Below are 14,647 nucleotides of genomic sequence, written 5' to 3' on the forward strand. Positions count from 1 at the left end.
TCCGAAACAGCGAAAAAGAAACGGAAGGAAACACCACAATTGACCCCAACATGACACGCAGAACATAACAACTGGGTGGGTCAGTTCTCGGTGACAATGCCGGGTCAGTTCTCAGTGACAATCAACACTGGGAGGATTTCGACGGGGAGTACATGGCGGTCTGTCAGGAAAAGACCGACACTAAGCTCTGGATCTACTGCCCGGAACGTCTACAAGCATATCTCGAGACACTTCCCAGAACTGGACGCCATATCCTCGCCCGAAATCTTACGCAACCGCTCGGTAAACGGGCAGCTCAGAAGGCGGTGGAAGACGTGCGGGAAGCGTTAGGGTTGATGCATGGTGAAAACCGACTGGTACCTCACGGGTGGCGCTACACAGCGGCCCGGCTACTGGCGGAAGCCGGGTGCAGCGACTCCGAAATTCAGGCTGTGACCGGCCACAAGACGCTCAGCATGGTTCAAAAATACCGCGCGCAGGCTAATCAGAGGGCGGCGTCGAAGCGGGCACAACAGCGCCGCGGCCGCTGAGAACAGAACAAGAAAGTGCGAAACCCAGTGCGAAACTTCCGCTAAACTGGGTTCTGCTCGACAATCCTGAACTCGAAAAAACATTTTAGAATCAAAATGGTGCGGGTGGAGGGACTTGAACCCCCACGCCTTGCGGCGCCAGAACCTAAATCTGGTGCGTCTACCAATTTCGCCACACCCGCACGCAGAGCGATGTAGCAAAGCCGCGCGACGGGTGCGAGCGGAAAATTAAGGGTAGTCAAAAACTCGACATGACGTGGTCCGATTTCTGCCGCAATTCACGCTGATTGTCGCAAAAAGTGAAACAGTGATGCGTTTGGCAGATGTTTACCGTTCCGTCATATCTTGGCGGTAGGCTGCGAACAGAGGATATTACCATGACCACCATTTCCCTTGCTCCCCCCCTTCCGGCCGCCCGTGGCGGTTCGCGCTGTGCGACTGCCCCCGCTTCTGAAGGGTTCGGCGTTTCAACACGCGTTCGCACATTGATGGGTTGGCAGCCAGTCGCCGCGCTTATGGCGGGCGATCTGGTTGTCGATAGCGCGGGCAACCTGCATGAATTACGGGGCATTCGGCGGGTTCAGGCGGATGGCAAGACTGTCGTCAGGATTGCGCGCAAGGGGCGCGCCCCGGTCACGGTTGGTGGTGGGCAAAGCCTGTGCGCTGATGACTGGCGCGCGCAAATTGTCTTTGGTCAGGCGGCTGTCACCGTTGCAGATCGCATGGTCGATGGCGTTGCGCTGCGCCGTGGCCGCCCCGGCAAGGCGATTCTGTGCCAGCTTCAATTTGATTCGGTCGTGTGCCTGGATATTGACGGGGCCATGGCCGTCGTCAAACCTGCGCTGTAAGCCGCGCCAGAACGCCTGGCAACATATCCGGCAGATCATCGGCTGTCAGTCCGGGACCAAATGCGCGGCCGCACTCGACATGAAGGAACGCCGCCCAGCAGGCTGCCTCGAATGGCGCATATCCGCGTGCCAGCAGACCACAGATCAAACCGGCCAGCACATCGCCCGCACCAGCGGTCGCAAGCCACGGCGCTGCGCGGTCATATACCGCGGCGTGCAGCGCGGTTTGCCCGTCCGGTGCTGCAATAACAGTGTCGGGGCCTTTAAACAGAACCGTCGCGCCGATCTGCCGTGCTGCGTCGCGTGTGGCGTCCAACTTGGAATAGGCCGGACCGTTGCGCGCCGGTGCATCCAAGCGGGCTGCAATCTTGGGAAAAAGGCGCGCGAATTCGCCGGCATGTGGTGTCAGCAGACAGGCTTTGTGCACCTTTTGGGCCATATCCGGGGTGCGGGCCAGATGCGTGATCGCATCGGCATCCAGAACCAGACTGCGCCCCTGCGACAGGTCCAGCGCGTCGGATAAGAGTGTGGCCTGCGCCGCGCCCAACCCCATGCCGGGGCCAAGGCACAGGGCAGATATGCGCGGATCGGCCATCCGCTCGCGCAGGTCACCCGGAGTATCGCACAAGCCCAGCATGATCGCGTCAAGCCGTGAAGCATTTTCCGGAAGTGCCGCGCTTTCGCAAAGCACCGTCACGGCCCCGGCCCCAACACGCAAAGCCGCACGCGCGCAAAGCCGGGCCGCGCCGCCTTTGCCCGGACCGCCAGCCAGAATAACGGCATGCCCATGGTCGTATTTATGGGCGTCATTCGCCTTGGACAGGTTCGGCAGCCAATCGGGTGATATCAGGCGCAAGCTCACAGCCCGATCCCCGCCACATGCAGCCTGCCGCAATACTCTGGCCCTTGAGCAAGGTAATGGCCCGGCTTCGCCCGGTGGAATGTCACGGTCAGCGCGGCGTGCGCGCAGGCCGAGCCGTCCAGCACCCGCCCGCTATCGGCGTCCAGCCCTGACGGAATGTCGACCGCGACGCTTGCGCCGCCACGGGCTGTGAACCGGTCCTGTTCGTCCAGCCAGCCCCGCATTGCGCTATCGGTGATCGGGCGCGACAGGCCGGTTCCGAACACGGCATCGACCGACAGATCACCGTCGAACGGAAAGGGCGTCGCCGCTGCATCAAGCTGTGGCCCCTTGTAACGGTCAAAATTATGCCGCGCATCGGGCGGCAGGCGGTCCGGCGCGCCAAATGTCACGACTTGCACCTGCCAGCCACGATTCAGCAGAAGTCGTGCGATCACATAGCCATCGCCGCCATTGTTTCCCGGCCCACACAGAACTCGTGCGCGCAGCGGTTTATCGGCCAGAGAGGGCCAATGCGATACAATCGCCTCCACCGTGGCGATGCCCGCGCGTTCCATCAACTTCAGCCCCGTGGTGGTGCCAGAATCAATCGCGGCCCTTTCTGTGGCGCGCATTTGGGCAGATGTCAGAATTTCAGTCACTTTTCGACACCAAGATTTTCCAAAAAGATTAATAATTAGGCACTACGCCTTTTAAGTTTGCATTCCGATTGGTTTTGCCATTGCGCCTGTCCTATCCAGAGCCTTATCAGATTGTGGCCCGTATCTGAACATGATCTGTCAGAGACAAGCCATCGCACGTTGGTGCGACACCCGAGGAGGCCGACCGCATGAAAAAGATCGAAGCCGTCATCAAGCCATTCAAGCTGGATGAGGTCAAGGAAGCCCTGCAAGACATTGGTGTTCAGGGACTTTCCGTGCTGGAAGTAAAGGGTTTCGGCCGTCAGAAAGGGCATACCGAACTGTATCGCGGTGCCGAGTATGTGGTCGATTTTCTTCCGAAGGTGAAGGTGGAGGTCGTGCTTCCCGACGATCAGGTCGAAAGCGCGATCGAGGCAATCATAGCCGCCGCGCGCACCGATAAAATCGGTGATGGCAAGATTTTCGTCTCTCCGGTGGAGCAGGCGATCCGTATTCGCACCGGCGAGAGTGGCGACGACGCGCTTTAAGCGGGTTCAAGCCACGGAACACTCCCAAACAACGGTTCAAGAGCAAAGGGAAAACACATGAGTGCTGCTGACGTTCTCAAATTGATGCAAGACGAAGATGTCGCCTATCTGGACATTCGCTTCGTCGACCCGCGCGGTCGCATGCTGCATGTTACGATCATCAACGACATGGTCGACGAAGACTTCATCGAAGAAGGCTTCATGTTCGACGGGTCGTCCGTGCCGGGCTGGAAGGGCATTGAAGCTTCCGACATGAAACTGGTTCTGGACACCGAGAGCGTCTATATTGACCCGTTCTATGCCGAAAAGACGCTGGCGATCCACGCCTCTATCGTCGAGCCTGACACCAACGAACCCTATGAGCGCGACCCGCGCGGCACCGCCGAAAAGGCCGAGGCTTATCTGAAGGCGTCGGGCATTGGTGACGTGTCCTATTTCGGGCCGGAAGCTGAGTTCTTCGTGTTCGACAGCGTCAAGTTCAGCGACAAGATCAACAAGGTTGGCTACGAGGTTGATGCCGAGGAAGCCGCCTGGAACAGCGACACCGATTACGAGCACGGCAATAGCGGCCATCGTCCGGGCGTGAAGGGTCATTACTTCGCCATGAACCCGACGGATGCCAACCAGGACATGCGCTCGGAAATGCTGACCACCATGAAAGAAATGGGGATGAAGGTCGACAAGCACCACACCGAGGTGGCGTCGGCGCAGCATGAACTTGGCCTGATTTTTGGTTCGTTGACCAAGCAAGCCGACGAATTGATGAAATACAAGTATGTCATCAAGAACGTTGCAGACGCCTACGGCAAAACCGCGACCTTCATGCCCAAGCCCGTCAAAGGCGACAACGGCACCGGCATGCATGTGAACATGTCCATCTGGAAAGATGGCAAGCCCTTGTTCGCAGGTGACAAATACGCCGACCTTAGCCAAGAAGCCCTGTGGTTCATTGGTGGTATTCTGAAGCACGCCAAGACGCTGAACGCCTTCACCAACCCGTCGACCAACAGCTACAAGCGCCTGATTCCGGGCTTTGAGGCACCCGTTCTGCGCGCCTATTCTGCACGCAACCGGTCTGGCTGCATTCGTATTCCGTGGACGGAAAGCCCGAAGGCCAAGCGCGTCGAGGCCCGCTTCCCGGATCCTTCGTCGAACCCCTACCTGTGCTTTGCAGCCCTGCTGATGGCTGGCCTTGACGGGATCAAGAATAAGATCGATCCCGGTCCCGCGTCTGACAAAGACTTGTATGATCTGCCGCCAGAAGAGCTGGAAGGCATCCCCACCGTATGCGCAAGCTTGCGTGAGGCACTGGAAAGCTTGGTCGCAGATCACGACTTCCTGCTGGCAGGCGATGTGTTCACCAAGGATCAGATCATGGCCTATATCGACCTGAAGTGGGAAGAGGTCTACGCCTACGAGCATACCCCGCACCCGGTTGAATATACCATGTATTACAGCTGCTAAGCTGTAGACCTGAAAATGAAAGCCCCCGCATTTGCGGGGGCTTTTTCATATGCCTCAGACGCTTAAGCAGACATATTTCATCTCCAAGTAATCGTCCAAACCGTGCCGCGACCCTTCGCGCCCGATACCCGATTGTTTGACGCCGCCAAACGGCGCCACCTCGGTCGAGAAGATGCCCGTATTCACGCCCACAACGCCGTATTCCAAGGCTTCTTGCACGCGGGTCACGCGCCCGATATCGCGGCTGTAGAAATAGCTGGCCAGCCCGAAGATGGTGTCATTGGCCATGGAAATCGCTTCCTCTTCTGTCTTGAAGCGAAACAGCGGCGCGACCGGGCCGAAAGTTTCCTCTTTGGCAATCCGCATCTCTTGCGTGACGCCAGCCAGAACTGTCGCTTGGTAGAAATTGCTGCCCATGTTGTGCCGCGCGCCACCAGTCAGCACTGTGCCGCCTTTGCTCAGCACATCATCGACATGGGTTTCGACCTTGCTCACGGCATCATCATGGATCAGCGGGCCAAGCTGAACGCCCTCTTCCAGCCCATCGCCAATGCGCAACTCCGCAACCGCCTTGGCCAGCTTTTCGGCAAACGCGTCATAGATCCCGTCCTGCACATAGATGCGGTTGGCGCAAACGCAGGTCTGCCCGTTATTGCGGAACTTGCAGGCGACGGCGCCCGCCACGGCAGCGTCCAGATCAGCGTCATCAAACACGATGAAGGGTGCATTGCCGCCAAGCTCCATCGAACATTTCATGACCTGATCGGCGGCTTGCCGCATCAGAATGCGCCCCACCTCGGTCGAGCCGGTGAAGCTGAGCTTGCGCACTTTCGGGTTCTCACAGAACTCTTTTCCGATGTCAGAGGCGCGCGTGGATGGCAGGATTGACATGAGACCCTTGGGCAGCCCGGCGCGATCCGCGATCACGCCGATTGCCAAGGCCGAGAGCGGCGTTTCGGATGCTGGCCGCCCGACAAATCCGCAACCCGCCGCAAGCGCGGGCGCGATTTTGCGCGCGATCATGGCATTCGGGAAGTTCCAAGGTGTGATCGCGGCGGCGACACCGATGGGTTGCTTCAGAACCGTCAACCGCTTGTCGGGCTGATGGCCGGGAATGGTCTCTCCATAGATGCGCTTGGCTTCTTCGGCGAACCACTCGAAATAGCTGGCGCCATAGGCGATTTCGCCACGCGCCTCGGCCAAAGGCTTGCCCATTTCGGCGGTCAGGATAGTGGCCAGATCATCTGCATGCGCCATCATCAGGTCATGCATGCGCCGCAGCACGCCTGCGCGGTCCTTCGCAGTGCGCGCCGCCCAAGCGTGGCGTGCGCTTTCTGCCGCGTCAATCGCGCGCGCGACCTCTGTGCGTGACAAATCGGCCACCTGCGCGATGACATCGCCGCGCGCCGGGTTCGTCACGTCGAAACTTGCCCCATCATCGGCCTCTATCCACTCCCCGGCGACATATCCACGGGTTTCCAGCAACGCGGGGTCGTTCAATATAGATTTCAGATCGGTCACGGAATCGCGCATGTTTGCTCCAGTCTTTTCGGATTTTTGGCTTCATCGGGCGTCGCCCAGATTTACCGGGAGGCTAACGCGGACCCTGCACAATGTCACGGCTTGTGACCCGGCCAAGAATTCACGCTTTCTTAAGCCGGAGGTGGCACTTTGCGTAGATGAGTAGAGAGGATGGCCATGTGCGCAAAGGATTGCCCGGACCCCAATGATCCGCCTGAAGGGTTCTATGCCGCGTTGGTTGCGCGCCATTCCTCCGACGGGGTGGTCATCAGCGGCCCCGATCGCAAGGCACGCTGGGTCAATACCGCGTTCACAGCGCAGACCGGGTATGGGCCGGCGGATATTCTGGGCAAGGAACCGGGCAGCCTGCTGCAAGGCGCAGATACCGACCGCGACGCGGCGCGTTGTATCGCTTTGGCCTGTGCCCAGCGACGCGAGGTGCGGTTGGATATTCTGAACTATACGCGCGACGGCACGCCGTTCTGGGTCGATCTGAAGGTAACGCCAGTTTACGACACTGACGGGCTGCACACGCATTTCATCTCTACCATGCGCGATATTTCCGAACGCAAGACGTTGGAGGACCAGAATGAAGAAATGCGCCAAGCCGAGTCGCTTCGCCAATCCGAAAGGCAGCTTCTGGCTTTGACCAGCGAATGGCTCTATTCCGCCAAGTCCTTCGAAGAATTGCTGATGGTGGTGCGTCGTGCCATGCATACGCTTATTCCCGAAGCGGATGGCGCGCTCTATATTTATGCCACACAGCGTAACACGCTGGACCTGGTGGCAAGCTGGGGCACGATCCCGGATTTTCCCGGCCACATCTTGCCGGATGATTGCTGGGCGCTGCGCCGGGGGCGGGCCTATGCCTTTGGTCTGAAGCCGATCCAGTTTCCTTGCGATCATGTACACCAAAAGGACACGCCCTATTTCTGCCTGCCGATCATCGCGCATGGTGAAACCATTGGCCTGATGCACATCATTTTCGACGGGTTCGAAGAGGGTGGCCTGATGCGCCATATGCGGGCAGAGGTTCTGAATAACCGCTGGGATGTTTCGCTTATCTGCGCCGAACAGATCAGCTTGGCCGTGGCGAATGTGCGCTTGCGCCAGGAACTGCACGAACGTTCCATGCGCGATGCGTTGACGGGACTGTGGAACCGCCGCTGGTTCACCGAGCAGGCAGCGCGCGAATTGGCCAATGCAGAGCGTGAAAACACGCCCCTCTCGCTGGTCGCTGTCGATGTGGACCATTTCAAGCGGTTCAATGATCGCTTCGGGCATGACGCAGGCGATCTGGTTCTGCGCGAGGTGGCCGGGCTGATGCAAGCCATCGGGCCGGATACTGTCTTTCCGTGCCGCTTGGGCGGTGAAGAGTTCACATTGCTTTGTGTCGGAATGCCGCGCGCATGCGCAGTCGACCAGGCCGAGGAGTTAAGAACGCGCGTGGCAGCGCTTCAGTTGTCATCCGGCGGGTCCAGTTTGCCTTGCGTCAACATATCTTGCGGTGTCGCAAGCTACCCCCAAGACGGCAAGAGCTTGGCACAGTTAATGAAACTTGCGGATACCGCGCTTTATGCCGCGAAAGAGGGAGGGCGCAATCGCACAATATCCGTAGCGGATTTGAGTGTAAGCTAGGTTAGGGTGGGCGGAGGGACGCCCTTCGCCAAGGTTATGAGGCTGCGATGATGGGTGTGATGTGCCATTTCAACACGGCGCAGGCACTTCCGAACCTGTAGCGCGCTTGCATCCTGTGGCGCCTTTGCCTATTGCCACTGGGCTATATCACCAATCCAAGGGTGGACCATGGACGGAATTTCAGACCTGCGCGCAAAATACCTGGAGCAGATCGGGGCGGCCCCCGATGCCGCTGGGTTGGAAGCTGTGCGTTTGGCCGCGCTGGGCAAGAAGGGCGAAATCGCCCTGAAAATGCGTGAGCTAGGCCAGATGAGCGCCGAGGAACGCCAAGCCGCAGGTCCGGTTCTGAATGGTCTGAAATCCGAGATCGACGCCGCGCTGAAGGCCCGCAAGGCGGCGTTAGAGGATGCAGCGCTTGATGCGCGTCTGAAAACCGAATGGCTGGATGTGACCCTGCCGGGGCGTCCGCGCCCGATGGGCACGATCCACCCCATCAGCCAGGTCATGGAAGAACTGACCGCCATTTTCGCCGATATGGGCTTTGCCGTTGCCGAAGGTCCGCAGGTTGAAAGCGACTGGTATAATTTCGACGCGCTGAACATTGCGCCCGAACACCCCGCACGGCAAGAGCATGATACGTTTTTCATGCATCGCGACGCGGGTGATGACCGCCCGCCGCATGTGCTGCGCACGCATACCAGCCCCGTGCAGATTCGTGCCATGCAGGCACAAGGCGCGCCCATTCGGGTGATTGCGCCGGGCCGTGTCTACCGCATGGATATGGACCAGACGCACACGCCCATGTTCCATCAGGTCGAGGGCTTGGCGATTGATCGTGATATTTCGATGGCACAGCTTAAATGGACGTTGGAGGAATTCTGCCGCGCCTTTTTCGAGTTGGACGAGGTCGAACTGCGCTTCCGCGCGTCGCATTTTCCTTTTACCGAACCGTCGGCAGAGGTGGATATTCGGTGTAGTTGGGACAATGGCCAGTTGAAGCTGGGCGAGGGCAATGACTGGCTGGAAATCCTTGGGTCGGGCATGGTGCACCCAAATGTGCTGCGCGCCGGCGGTATAGACCCCGACGAATGGCAGGGTTTTGCATTCGGCATGGGGATAGACCGGATTGCCATGTTGAAATACGGCATTCCGGACCTTCGGGCGTTTTTTGAATCCGACCTGCGCTGGCTGCGCCATTATGGCTTTGCCGCGCTGGACCAACCATCCTTGGCTGCGGGGCTTTCACGCTAAGGAAACGTCACTCGTGCCGTGAGGCCGTTAGCCGTGGGCTTTGGTCATCATAATAATTCTCTGGGCGGCCCAGTTGCGGTTCCGGGCGGGATTGCTCGGGGTAGTCCCCGGCGGGTGGGTAATCGGAAATCTTAGGGTCTGCTGGCGCAGGGTCGTAACCCTGCGCGGGCATTTGGGTCGCCAGCGCTGCTGCGCTCAGGCGTCGAAATATCAGCAATTCGTGGCTAACGCTGGTCGTGCCCATCAAGCCTTTGCGCTCTTCACTCGCCAAGGTGTCGGCACGCCAGTATTCCCAACCTTCGGCCGCAAGGTCGTTCAATAACAATGTCATCTGGTGCGCGTAGCGGTCCGCCGGGGATTTTAGCCCTTTGGCCTTTGCCCCTTTGCGGGGGGCTGGCACAACAAGATACTCGTAACTTTCCATATTTTTGTCCTTGGGGCTGTGACGACCGGTCCATTTCAATCTGATTGAAAGGACGGCCTAGTTCAACGGCATCGCGGCAAACAGGTAGATGCTGTTCAATCCGGGATTTGGAGTTTTCAGCCCGGCATTCGAGCGATGATCCGCGCCGACGCCCGCTTCGATTCCGTTTTCCCAGCGATAGCCGATATCGAGTGCGCTGCGGAATTGAAGGGCGCCGCCAAGGTCGCGGCCACTGCCACGCCGATACGCGCCGACCATCCCGGTGACACGCAAGAACAGACCATCATCTTGTCCGAATGTGACCGCAGAGCCAAATCCAGCCCAGCCTGACCCATTTCCGGCAACAGAGACGCCAAATGCAGGGTGCAACCGCCAGAACATCGGTTCGGGCGCGATGTAGCGCAGAGAGGCTTCGGCACTTCCGACGCCCATCTGGGTGCCAATTCCCGCAATAACGCGCGGTTGGTCTGCCATGGCCGGGCTTGCCGCCGCCATCACAGTTACAAGAACCAGAGAGATCAGTTTACGCATTGGTCTGTTCTTTCGGTAGGTTTGCTAGGGTCGTATGCGGGCCGAATCGCCGCGCAGGCTGAGTGGGTTTCCGTGTCAGGTCGCCAGCTTTTCTGCGACGATCTGGTTTACAACGGCCGGGTTCGCCTTGCCGCCGGTGGCCTTCATGACCTGCCCGACAAACCAGCCGGCCAGCTTGGGGTTCTGTTTGGCCTTTTCCACCTGTGCGGGGTTGGCGGCGATAATCTCGTCTACGGCTTGTTCGATTGCGCCGGTATCGGTGACTTGCTTCATACCGCGTTCATCGACAATCGCGGCGGGGTCGCCCCCTTCAGTATAGACGATCTCGAACAGGTCCTTGGCAATTTTGCCGGAAATATCGCCCGATTGTATCAGCTTGATAACCCCGGCCAGCTGGCTGGCCGATACCGGACTGTCGCCAATCTCGCGTGTGTCTTTCTTCAGCCGACCAAACAATTCATTGATGACCCAGTTCGCAGCAAGTTTGCCGTCGCCAGCCTCGGCCACGACCGCCTCGAAGAAGCCAGCATCCGCCAGATCAGCGGTCAGCACAGAGGCGTCGTAATCCGTTAATCCGAAATCTGCCATGAAGCGGGCCTTCTTGGTGTCGGGCAGTTCGGGCAGATTGGCGGCGATCGCATCGACCCAAGCCTGTTCAATCTCTAAGGGTAGCAGGTCGGGGCAGGGGAAGTAGCGGTAATCATGCGCTTCTTCCTTCGATCGCATGGACCGGGTTTCCCCTTTGTCGGGATCATACAGGCGCGTTTCCTGGTCGATCTTGCCGCCATCTTCCAGAAGGGCGATCTGGCGGCGGGCCTCATAGTCGATGGCCGCCTGAATGAACCGCATAGAGTTCATGTTCTTGATCTCGCACCGGGTGCCCAAATGCGCGAAATCTTGCGTGGCCTGATATTTTTCATACTGGCCCGGACGGCAGACCGAAACGTTCACATCGGCCCGCAGGTTGCCGTTTTGCATATTGCCATCGCAGGTGCCCAGATACCGCAAAATCTGGCGCAGCTTGCCGACATAGGCGGCGGCTTCCTCTGGTCCGCGAATATCGGGGCGGCTGACGATTTCCATCAGCGCAACGCCAGTGCGGTTCAGGTCCACGAAGCTCATATTCGGGTCCATGTCATGGATGGATTTGCCAGCATCTTGTTCAACATGGATGCGTTCGATCCGCACCAACCGCGCCACGCCCGCGCCCATATCGACCAACACTTCGCCTTCACCGACCAGCGGGTGATAGAGTTGGCTGATCTGGTAGCCCTGCGGCAGGTCGGGGTAGAAATAGTTTTTACGGTCAAAGGCCGACCACAGGTTGATTTGCGCTTTCAGCCCCAAGCCGGTGCGCACAGCTTGTTCGATGCAATATTCATTCACCACCGGCAACATGCCCGGCATGGCGGCATCGACGAAGGCCACGTTGGAATTGGGTTCCGCCCCGAACCGGGTCGATGCGCCGGAAAACAGCTTGGCTTCGCTGGCTACCTGGGCATGGATCTCCATTCCGATGACCAACTCCCAGTCGCCGGTTGCGCCAGAGAAGATCTTGGGTTTCGGGGACTCGTAGGTCAGGTCAAGCATCGGCTCGCACTCTCGATAAGTCTTGGTTTCGTGCGTTCTAGAGCAATTTTGGACTGAGGGGAAAGCGATTTTCCGAGTTGGGTCGGCGGATCGTCGCCATGTGTTGCGCCATAGGCTTGCAGCAGGCGCGATCCTTGGCGCATAGAGCGACCGAGGCTGCCCTATGGCCCCGCTGCTCTTGAGATCCCAAATGCGATTCCTTCTTCTTCCCGCCATAGTGGCGATTGCCCTGCTGGCAGGATGCACCACTGCGACCACACAAACCGCGCCGGAAATTGCCGCGCGGTGGGACCACAGGCCAGAGGCGGCGCTCTGGACGACCGCGCAATACAAGGCGCTTGGGCAGGAAGGCCGCGGGCTGATCGACACGGTCCCCGCTGATATCGAAAGCTTCTGCCCCGGATATGAAAAGGCCGATATCAGCGGGCGCAAAGCGTTCTGGATCGGGTTGTTTTCGGGTCTGGCTTTCTACGAAAGCACATGGCGGCCAGAGGCGGCAGGCGCCGGCGGGCGGTATCGCGGGCTGTTGCAGATATGGCCGACCTCGGCGAAGTTTTATGGCTGCGACCTGACGCACCCCAAGGGCCTGTATGATGGCGCAACAAACCTGCGATGTGCCGCGAGGATTGCGGCACAAGCGGTCGAACGCGATCAGGTCGTTGCAGGTGGCCCCGGCAACTGGGGCGGCGTTGCTGCCGATTGGCCACCTTTGCGCGACGCAGCGAAGCGGCGTGACATCGCGGCCTTTACCCGCAGCCTTGCGGCGTGTCAGGGCTGATATTTTCACCCTTTGCTAACCGTTCTTTGCCATGATCCCCTTGTATGGGTGAAAATTGGCAAGATGGAACAGGCGAAGGTGCAAAATAGCGAAGCCGGGCGCGATCCGCTTTTGCGGATGGCTCGGCGCAACCAAGTGCAAGCTGCCCAGCAAGAGGCCAGCTTTCAGGCAGCCTTGTCGCAAGCTTTTGGGCGGATGTGCGCGGGTTATCCGGGCCTTGACGGAACGGTGGTCGCGCTGTCGCGCCGCGTGGTTTCCTTGGCAGAACTGGTGGATATGACGGAACCGGGCCTGTTCCTTGCCCTGTTGGAAGGGCCGGGCGACGCGATGGGCATGGTCTGGTTATGTCCGACTGCGCTTGCCGCGCTGGTCGATGCGCAGACCACCGGGCAGGTTATGCCCCCAGCCGCGACTGACGGTCCGCCGCGCCTGCCAACCCGCACAGATGCCGCGCTTATCGCGCCGATGGTTGATTCGTTTCTGCATCATGCAGCGGAACGCTGCGCCGACCTGCCAGAGGGGGCTGATGTAAGCGGCTTCTTATATGGGTCATTCTTGGATGACAGACGCCCTATGGGAGTGGTGCTGGATGATCTTGATTACAAGGTTCTACAGCTTCGCATTTCGCTTGGGCAGGGCAGGGTCACGGGGCTATGGACACTCGTTTTGCCATGCTACGCCCCCGCAGGACCAGCGGTGCAAGATGAAAACGACGATTGGGAAAACCGTTTGACCGGTGCGGTCGAAAACAGCCCGGTGATGCTGAACGCTGTTCTGTGCCGGTTCAAACTTACCTTGAAAGAGGCTTTGGCGCTAACCAAAGGTGATGTGCTGCGCGTGCCAGAGTCGGCTTTGGAAACGCTTGGCCTTACAGCCCTGAGCGGTGCTGCTGTCGCCACTGGACGGCTGGGGCAGGCGCGCGGGTTTCGCGCAGTCCGCCTGACGGCCGATCCGCAGGTCAGCGGTCGCGGCGATCTGCAATCCGCGCCGACGCTGCGCCTGTCCAAGGCAGTCCCACTCGGACCAGCAACGTCAGCTTCACCCGAGACGAAGGAGGATCGCTCAGCGCCTGCGTTTCTGAACAATGCGTCGCAACAGTAAAGGGCCACACAGCGATGTGTGGCCCTTTATGGCTAGGTTGTGCCCGGATGAAAGACCGGGCTGGGTCAGCGTTCGCTTAGCTGCTCCAGAATCGGGCGCATGGGTTCCAGATTGTAGCCATGTTGCGCCGGCGTCGCGATCAGTTCATCGACCGGGCGCGTGCCAACTTGCGACATGGCCCAGACAATGGACGAGCGGTTGCCCGAGGCACAATAGGCCAGCACCGGGCCGGGCTGCCCGACAATGGCAGCACCCTGCGCGCTGACATTTTCGGGTGTGATCGCGCCGCCAATGACCGGGTTCAGCACAAAGGTCATCCCCGCAGCTTCGACCGCCGCACGGATGGCATCGGCCTGGAATTCGCCCGGTACTTCCCCATCAGGGCGATTGCAGATCACGGTCCTGAAACCGGCTTCGGCCAGTGTCTGAGCATCCTCTGCCGCGATTTGAGGGGACACGGCATAACCGTCTGTCAAAGGGCGAATGTCCATGGTTTGCTCCTGAAGGTCAGATCGCGGCGGCTTGGTCAATCCGCGCGCGAATGGGATTGGCGGCGAGCATACCCGCAACCATGGCAAGGATAAAGACGATCCCGCCGGTTCCGCCCCAGCTAAGTGACGCAATTGCCGGGCCGGGGCACAGACCCACCAGCCCCCAGCCTGCGCCGAACAGCACTGACCCGATCACTAGATTATGGCCCAATTTCGGGTCGGGTCTGGCTGGAAAGGGTGTGCCAACAATCGCCTTGGCGCGGCGTGTTGTCAGGTGCCAAGCCAGTGCCATGGGCAGAATCGCCCCGCCCAGCACGAAGGCCAGCGTCGGGTCCCAGGCGCCGAATACGTCCAACCAGCCCTGAACCTTGGTGGTGTCTGTCATGCCAGAGACCAGCAGCCCGGCCCCGAACAATCCGCCGGATGCGGCGGCAAGAATAGTGCGCAACA

Annotated in this window: 16 protein-coding genes and 1 tRNA gene; 8 read left to right on the plus strand and 9 right to left on the minus strand. The window is 59.5% G+C overall.

Going from position 1 to position 14,647, the window contains the following annotated elements:
- Nucleotides 1–152 precede the first annotated feature (152 nt).
- Entirely contained in the window at nt 153–530 is a 378-nt protein-coding gene (locus M3N55_RS12890; protein WP_249059734.1) for a tyrosine-type recombinase/integrase, read from the plus strand.
- A 97-nt stretch (nt 531–627) separates the two neighbouring features.
- On the opposite strand, the gene M3N55_RS12895 is transcribed toward M3N55_RS12890, so the two are convergent.
- Nucleotides 628–712: transfer RNA gene (locus tag M3N55_RS12895), tRNA-Leu, on the minus strand.
- 195 nt (nt 713–907) lie between these two features.
- On the opposite strand from M3N55_RS12895, the gene M3N55_RS12900 reads away from it, so the two are divergent.
- Nucleotides 908–1,378 carry a Hint domain-containing protein gene (locus M3N55_RS12900; protein WP_249059735.1) on the plus strand — a complete coding sequence of 157 codons (471 nt, stop codon included), beginning with the start codon at nt 908–910 and terminating at the stop codon, nt 1,376–1,378.
- On the opposite strand, the gene M3N55_RS16795 is transcribed toward M3N55_RS12900, so the two are convergent.
- Together M3N55_RS16795 and M3N55_RS16800 are read right to left on the minus strand one after the other, a co-directional pair.
- Nucleotides 1,362–2,240: an NAD(P)H-hydrate dehydratase gene (locus M3N55_RS16795; protein ID WP_346429274.1), complete on the minus strand. Its 879-nt coding sequence runs from the start codon at nt 2,238–2,240 to the stop codon at nt 1,362–1,364. The two genes, M3N55_RS12900 and M3N55_RS16795, sit on opposite strands and share 17 nt — an antisense overlap.
- Nucleotides 2,237–2,881: an NAD(P)H-hydrate epimerase gene (locus M3N55_RS16800; RefSeq protein WP_346429275.1), complete on the minus strand. Its 645-nt coding sequence runs from the start codon at nt 2,879–2,881 to the stop codon at nt 2,237–2,239. Before M3N55_RS16800 ends, M3N55_RS16795 begins: the two co-directional genes overlap by 4 nt.
- Nucleotides 2,882–3,069: 188 nt before the next feature.
- Here M3N55_RS16800 and M3N55_RS12910 point away from each other — a divergent pair, with 188 nt between their 5' ends.
- The gene (locus M3N55_RS12910) at nt 3,070–3,408 is read left to right on the plus strand and encodes a P-II family nitrogen regulator (RefSeq protein ID WP_249059736.1); all 339 of its coding nucleotides are present in this window, start codon (nt 3,070–3,072) and stop codon (nt 3,406–3,408) included.
- A 57-nt stretch (nt 3,409–3,465) separates the two neighbouring features.
- Nucleotides 3,466–4,872 (plus strand): type I glutamate--ammonia ligase, encoded by a 1,407-nt coding sequence (glnA, locus tag M3N55_RS12915; RefSeq protein WP_249059738.1) that lies wholly within the window; start codon nt 3,466–3,468, stop codon nt 4,870–4,872.
- Nucleotides 4,873–4,926: 54 nt separating this feature from the next.
- Here glnA and M3N55_RS12920 read toward each other — a convergent pair whose 3' ends face one another.
- Complete coding sequence (locus tag M3N55_RS12920; RefSeq protein WP_249059739.1) at nt 4,927–6,405, minus strand: NAD-dependent succinate-semialdehyde dehydrogenase; 1,479 nt, start codon at nt 6,403–6,405, stop codon at nt 4,927–4,929.
- 165 nt (nt 6,406–6,570) lie between these two features.
- On the opposite strand from M3N55_RS12920, the gene M3N55_RS12925 reads away from it, so the two are divergent.
- Together M3N55_RS12925 and pheS are read left to right on the plus strand one after the other, a co-directional pair.
- Nucleotides 6,571–8,031 carry a bifunctional diguanylate cyclase/phosphodiesterase gene (locus tag M3N55_RS12925; protein ID WP_249059741.1) on the plus strand — a complete coding sequence of 487 codons (1,461 nt, stop codon included), beginning with the start codon at nt 6,571–6,573 and terminating at the stop codon, nt 8,029–8,031.
- A gap of 177 nt (nt 8,032–8,208) precedes the next feature.
- Nucleotides 8,209–9,282 (plus strand): phenylalanine--tRNA ligase subunit alpha, encoded by a 1,074-nt coding sequence (pheS, locus tag M3N55_RS12930; protein ID WP_249059854.1) that lies wholly within the window; start codon nt 8,209–8,211, stop codon nt 9,280–9,282.
- Nucleotides 9,283–9,289: 7 nt separating this feature from the next.
- Here the strand turns inward: pheS and M3N55_RS12935 are convergent, their stop codons facing one another.
- The 3 genes from M3N55_RS12935 to gatB form a co-directional block, all read right to left on the minus strand.
- On the minus strand, nt 9,290–9,706 hold the full coding sequence (locus tag M3N55_RS12935) for a DUF4177 domain-containing protein (protein ID WP_249059743.1): 417 nt from the start codon (nt 9,704–9,706) through the stop codon (nt 9,290–9,292).
- Nucleotides 9,707–9,763: 57 nt separating this feature from the next.
- Complete coding sequence (locus tag M3N55_RS12940; RefSeq protein ID WP_249059745.1) at nt 9,764–10,237, minus strand: acyloxyacyl hydrolase; 474 nt, start codon at nt 10,235–10,237, stop codon at nt 9,764–9,766.
- Between the two features lie 75 nt (nt 10,238–10,312).
- A complete protein-coding gene (gatB, locus tag M3N55_RS12945; protein ID WP_249059747.1) occupies nt 10,313–11,827 on the minus strand; it encodes an Asp-tRNA(Asn)/Glu-tRNA(Gln) amidotransferase subunit GatB in 1,515 nt (504 codons plus the stop codon).
- Nucleotides 11,828–12,017: 190 nt separating this feature from the next.
- Here gatB and M3N55_RS12950 point away from each other — a divergent pair, with 190 nt between their 5' ends.
- Together M3N55_RS12950 and M3N55_RS16805 are read left to right on the plus strand one after the other, a co-directional pair.
- Nucleotides 12,018–12,605, plus strand: coding sequence for a lytic transglycosylase (locus M3N55_RS12950; protein WP_249059749.1), 588 nt, complete (start codon nt 12,018–12,020; stop codon nt 12,603–12,605).
- Between the two features lie 48 nt (nt 12,606–12,653).
- Complete coding sequence (locus M3N55_RS16805) at nt 12,654–13,706, plus strand: FliM/FliN family flagellar motor switch protein (RefSeq protein ID WP_249059751.1); 1,053 nt, start codon at nt 12,654–12,656, stop codon at nt 13,704–13,706.
- A gap of 65 nt (nt 13,707–13,771) precedes the next feature.
- Here M3N55_RS16805 and M3N55_RS12960 read toward each other — a convergent pair whose 3' ends face one another.
- On the minus strand, nt 13,772–14,197 hold the full coding sequence (locus M3N55_RS12960) for a protein tyrosine phosphatase family protein (protein ID WP_249059753.1): 426 nt from the start codon (nt 14,195–14,197) through the stop codon (nt 13,772–13,774).
- Nucleotides 14,198–14,213: 16 nt separating this feature from the next.
- Entirely contained in the window at nt 14,214–14,645 is a 432-nt protein-coding gene (locus M3N55_RS12965) for a DUF6691 family protein (RefSeq protein WP_249059856.1), read from the minus strand.
- Nucleotides 14,646–14,647: the final 2 nt, after the last annotated feature.

Source organism: Roseinatronobacter domitianus, assembly GCF_023336755.1.
Lineage (GTDB): Bacteria > Pseudomonadota > Alphaproteobacteria > Rhodobacterales > Rhodobacteraceae > Roseinatronobacter > Roseinatronobacter domitianus.

Bases quoted from the DNA above. Each gene is read 5' to 3' on its own strand.
- gatB (WP_249059747.1), bottom strand. From the start codon at position 11,827: ATGCTTGACCTGACCTACGAGTCCCCGAAACCCAAGATCTTCTCTGGC.
- M3N55_RS12950 (WP_249059749.1), top strand. From the start codon at position 12,018: ATGCGATTCCTTCTTCTTCCCGCCATAGTGGCGATTGCCCTGCTGGCA.
- M3N55_RS12890 (WP_249059734.1), top strand. From the start codon at position 153: ATGGCGGTCTGTCAGGAAAAGACCGACACTAAGCTCTGGATCTACTGC.
- M3N55_RS12960 (WP_249059753.1), bottom strand. From the start codon at position 14,197: ATGGACATTCGCCCTTTGACAGACGGTTATGCCGTGTCCCCTCAAATC.
- M3N55_RS12900 (WP_249059735.1), top strand. From the start codon at position 908: ATGACCACCATTTCCCTTGCTCCCCCCCTTCCGGCCGCCCGTGGCGGT.
- M3N55_RS12940 (WP_249059745.1), bottom strand. From the start codon at position 10,237: ATGCGTAAACTGATCTCTCTGGTTCTTGTAACTGTGATGGCGGCGGCA.
- M3N55_RS12935 (WP_249059743.1), bottom strand. From the start codon at position 9,706: ATGGAAAGTTACGAGTATCTTGTTGTGCCAGCCCCCCGCAAAGGGGCA.
- glnA (WP_249059738.1), top strand. From the start codon at position 3,466: ATGAGTGCTGCTGACGTTCTCAAATTGATGCAAGACGAAGATGTCGCC.
- M3N55_RS12925 (WP_249059741.1), top strand. From the start codon at position 6,571: ATGTGCGCAAAGGATTGCCCGGACCCCAATGATCCGCCTGAAGGGTTC.
- M3N55_RS12910 (WP_249059736.1), top strand. From the start codon at position 3,070: ATGAAAAAGATCGAAGCCGTCATCAAGCCATTCAAGCTGGATGAGGTC.
- M3N55_RS12920 (WP_249059739.1), bottom strand. From the start codon at position 6,405: ATGCGCGATTCCGTGACCGATCTGAAATCTATATTGAACGACCCCGCG.